Annotated in this window: 2 protein-coding genes; both read right to left on the bottom strand. The window is 40.4% G+C overall.

The features are described from left to right. Positions 1 to 80: 80 nt before the first annotated feature. Positions 81 to 389 carry a PTS sugar transporter subunit IIB gene (locus tag A5875_RS17555; protein WP_088934892.1) on the bottom strand — a complete coding sequence of 103 codons (309 nt, stop codon included), beginning with the start codon at positions 387 to 389 and terminating at the stop codon, positions 81 to 83. A gap of 47 nt (positions 390 to 436) precedes the next feature. Further along, positions 437 to 2,506: a BglG family transcription antiterminator gene (locus tag A5875_RS17550; protein ID WP_088934891.1), complete on the bottom strand. Its 2,070-nt coding sequence runs from the start codon at positions 2,504 to 2,506 to the stop codon at positions 437 to 439. Positions 2,507 to 2,808: the final 302 nt, after the last annotated feature.

The raw sequence follows: 2,808 nt of genomic DNA, 5'->3' as shown, positions 1-2,808 counted from the left end.
TTTGCCTGCTTTTAGAATTGTTCCGCTACAATAACTGTTAAGGGTGGAACTGGCATCCTTATTCATATTGATGTAATTTTCTACAACGCACCTTTTGATTCCAAAATCGGGATAAGTTTTTCTTCGATTTCTGGTTTTGAGACGATATTTTTTAAATAGACGATCGCGGTTTTCTCCTCATCGATTGAAAACTTTTCAAACTGTGATTTGAAATTTTGCGCGGTGATAATAATGTCCGATTGAGATGATGCCGCCGTTGAAATATCTACGTGATCCAATTTTGCGTCCACGCCATGTGCATTCAGCACATCTTCTGCTGCCATTTGAGCTGCAAAGCTGCTTCCTAAACCTGCCCCGCATACGAATAAAATTGATACTTGTTTTCCCATCTTTTTTCTCTCCATTCTGTTTTATTTATCGAATAATACATAATTACCTAACTAAATAAGATTTCCTTGAACCGCTCGATATCCGTTTCGCGGCTTAAACGATCCACTTTTTCTTCGTCATTGATCAATTCGATCAAGCTCTTCATGATATTCAAGTGGGAGTAAGAATCAATCGCCGCTAAGCAGAAAATGATTTTTACCGGATCGTTTTCTTCATTTCCGAATTCGATCGGTTCATCGATCGTCGCTACACTAATTCCCAGCTGATTGACCCCATCTTCCGGACGCGCATGAGCCAAGGCGATGTATTTGCCGATCACGATATATGGACCATATTCTTTCACCGAGTCGATCATCGCTGTGACATAACTAGGCTCGATCACCTGCTGATTGATCAAAGGTTCGGAGACCCTGCGGATCGATTCCTCCCAAGTGTTTACCTGCTGATTCAATAAAATATTGCTGTCCTTCAATACGTCTTCTAACATCGGCTGAATCTCCTTCTTGTTTATCGTTAAATGATTTTGGTCAAAAAGCGTTTCTAATTCTTTGTAAATATCGCCAGATACTTCTCCGCCGCTTTTCTCAATGGTGTCAATCAGTGCATGAAACAATTGTGTCGAATCCTGATTGTTGACTAAGCGTTTAAGGTTTTGATTCTCGTTCAAAAAACTGGTAATTCTTTTTTTGCTCTCTTCTTTGATGATCGGCTCTAGCTCCAGCACAGGCTTTTGCGAATAGTGGATTGCCACCGTACTGAAGATCAAATCAACATCCAACTTTTCGATTAAGTCCAGTTCTCGTGAGCTCAATACGGCCAAAACTTCGATATTGAAAAGCTCCTTCAAATTCTCCGAGAGCAGCTTGCCGGTGGCTACTCCGTGGTTGCAAATGACCACCGCTTTGTAGATATAATGCAAATCTTGATTGATCGCACTCACAGAAGTTGAAAAATGAATCGTAAGAAAGGCGATCTCGTCTTCGGTAATCTTTTTACCCGTGATCTGTTCGATCGAGGGGGTAAATTGATCAATGGCGGAATAAATATTGCCATAGTTCTTTTTGATATTTTCCTTCAGCGGATTAACGATTTGGATGTCGCTCTTCACTCGATTGATCAACCCGACTAAGTGCTTATACAATCCCTCCTGCAGCATCTCCTCTTTTCGTGAAAAAGGAATTTTCGTCTGCTCTTCCACAAACTGCATCAGTTGAATCGACAGCAGCTGGGCTTGGACCCACTCGATGGAATTGTTCATGTCTCTTGAATTAAAAGTATTCAACATGAAAACAATGTACTTGATCTCGACTTCCGGCGGTGAAATCTGAAAGGCTCCACAGATTGCCGTAACAAAATCACGAATGTCGCTTTGAGGAGTATCTGCGGCTTCCCAAGCGGAACTGGCGATCAGATCTTCTCGCAAATACCGACTCAACCACACTGCCGTAAACATTAACAGCTGATTACGATAAATCGCGTCCTCCATCGATGCGACGGATTCGACATATAGCTGATCCAGTTTCTTTAGCAGCCGCTGCGGAATATAATGATTTAAAATCGTCATATTAATCGAATATTCCTGCTCGCCCTGTGGTGTGATCACCCCAACCGAGTTGTTGATGATGTCATAGATCATCGTTCGAATCGACCGTTCGGCGCCTTGCAGCAAAATGCCCTGCTTTGGCACACTCAAAACCTCAATCCCATATTCCGCTAAAATATTCCTGACTCGCCGCATGTCTTCATCCAATGAACTTTTGGAAATCTGATATTCTTCCTCCTTTTGATAAAGAAAGGTCGCTTTCTTTCCTAAAGCAAAGGAAAGAATCAAATCAAAAATCCGGCTTTCACGATCCAAATAGCGTTCATCATCTGCCAAATCAAGCTGTTCTAATAAAGCAGCTTTTTCTTCCGATTTCAAAGTCAGCTGGTAGCCTTTTTTTCTAAGATTCTTAATCTCCGGCAAACCTTTTTCCATCAGAAATTGATTGATTTCTCGTAGTTCATTTCGGATTGTACGCGCACTGGTACGAAATTCCTCCTCCAGTTTTGCGAGTGTCACTGGATAATCAGAAGTTATAAAAATCCGCAATATTTTTACTGTTCGATCCTTCATCCATATCTTCCTCTCGTCTAAGGTGAGTATATAACCCTTTATTTTTCTTGATAAGTAGAGATTCTTGCAATCTTTTTTGGCAAAAATGTAAGCGCAACCTAAAATAGCTAAAAATTTAGTCTTGATTCCTATTCTAAATAAATGTTATTTTATCTAGTTGATCGGAAAGTTTTCCAGCCTATTTTACAGCTAGATCTATATAGAAGTAACGGATGTTTCAAAAGGTTGGCTAACACAAAATATAATTCAGATGTGTATAAGAGACAGCTATAAGGAAGAATATTTTTCAGCAGTCTCACTTG

Origin of the sequence: Enterococcus sp. 3H8_DIV0648 (assembly GCF_002140655.1) — a bacterium.
GTDB classification, from domain to species: Bacteria; Bacillota; Bacilli; order Lactobacillales; family Enterococcaceae; genus Enterococcus_A; species Enterococcus_A hulanensis.
Note: the sequence above shows the minus strand (reverse complement) of the source record. Positions and strands in the feature narration are given on the sequence as shown.

Coding starts and splice junctions, on each gene's coding strand:
- A5875_RS17555 (WP_088934892.1), bottom strand. CDS start 389: ATGGGAAAACAAGTATCAATTTTATTCGTATGCGGGGCAGGTTTAGGA.
- A5875_RS17550 (WP_088934891.1), bottom strand. CDS start 2,506: ATGAAGGATCGAACAGTAAAAATATTGCGGATTTTTATAACTTCTGAT.